The sequence below is a fragment of the Thauera aminoaromatica S2 genome, from assembly GCF_000310185.1.
Classification (GTDB): domain Bacteria; phylum Pseudomonadota; class Gammaproteobacteria; order Burkholderiales; family Rhodocyclaceae; genus Thauera; species Thauera aminoaromatica.
Genome location: NZ_AMXD01000287.1, coordinates 1 through 1,275 on the forward strand (window position 1 = coordinate 1; position 1,275 = coordinate 1,275).

The following is a 1,275-nucleotide window of genomic DNA, read 5'->3' on the forward strand; positions in this document are numbered from 1 at the left end:
ACGGGCGTGCGCCGGCCCGCTCGCGCGCGCTCGAGGCGGGTGCCTGCTTCGGCTGGTGGAGCTTCGTCACCAAGGCCAACCTGGCGCTCGCCGCCGGCCTGGCGCTGCCCCTGCTCGCGCTGCTCGGCTACGCCCCGGGCGCGCGCGAGCCCACTGCGGTCGCCGCGCTCGGGGCGGTGTACGGCTTCGCACCGGTCGCTCTCAAGCTCGCCGCCATCGCCCTGCTCTGGCACGGGCGAGCCGTGCTCGATCCCGGCACGGGACACGACCCGCCCGGGATCGCGACTTGCGTCGCTCCCACAAGCGTCGACCGGCGCCGCACTGGAAACGACGGCGGGTGAGGCGGCCCGTAGGAGCGACGCGAGTCGCGATAACGCGGCGACCGCCGCCGCGGCGGGAACGGCAACGGGTGAGGCGGCCCGTAGGAGCGACGCAAGTCGCGATAACGCGGCGACCGGCGCTGGGGGGGGGACGGCAGCGGGTGAGGCGGCCCGTAGGAGCGACGCAAGTCGCGATCGCAGCACCGACGCTGCGACGACGCAGCAAGCCGGAATCTGGTCGGAGGAGAGGAATCGTGAAACGCTTTTTCCTGATGTGCGTCGCCCTGATGGGGCTTTGGGGGTGCAGCAGCGTGAAGATCGACGAATACCGTGCCGAAACGCCCGTGCTCGAGCTGCGCGACTACTTCGACGGCACGATCGACGCCTGGGGCATGTTCCAGGACCGCTCGGGCAAGGTGGTCAAGCGCTTCCACGTGCTCATCGAGGCGAGCTGGCAGGGTGACACCGGCACGCTCGACGAACAGTTCACCTACTCCGACGGCACGACCCAGCGCCGCGTGTGGACGATCACGCGCCTCGGTCCCGGGCGCTACAGCGGCCGTGCCGACGACGTGGTCGGCGAGGCCGCCGGCGAGGCGGCCGGCAACGCGCTGCGCTGGCGCTACGTGCTGGCGCTGCCGGTGGATGGCAAGGTGTACAACGTCGACTTCGACGACTGGATGTTCCTGATGGACGAGCAGGTCATGCTCAACCGCTCGCTGATGAGCAAGTGGGGCTTCCGCCTCGGCGAGGTCACGCTGTCCTTCCACAAGAGGCCGCGCCCGTGACCGCACCGGCTGCCCGCCGCGGCGGGTTCGCGCCGCTCAACACGCCGATCCGCGAATGGGCGGGGCGGCGGGTGTGGATCGTCGGTGCGTCCTCGGGCATCGGCGAGGCGCTCGCGCTCGCGCTCGCCCGCAGGGGCGCGCGCCTCGCGCTCTCCGCGCGCGGGCGC

General features: G+C 72.2%; 2 protein-coding genes. Both read left to right on the forward strand.

What is annotated here, in order from left to right:
- Nucleotides 1-341, forward strand: a 341-nt coding sequence (locus C665_RS19605; RefSeq protein ID WP_004330038.1) for an MFS transporter, incomplete at its 5' end; no start/stop codon positions are given.
- Nucleotides 342-574: 233 nt separating this feature from the next.
- Nucleotides 575-1,108, forward strand: coding sequence for a DUF3833 domain-containing protein (locus C665_RS19610; RefSeq protein WP_004330039.1), 534 nt, complete (start codon nucleotides 575-577; stop codon nucleotides 1,106-1,108).
- Nucleotides 1,109-1,275: the final 167 nt, after the last annotated feature.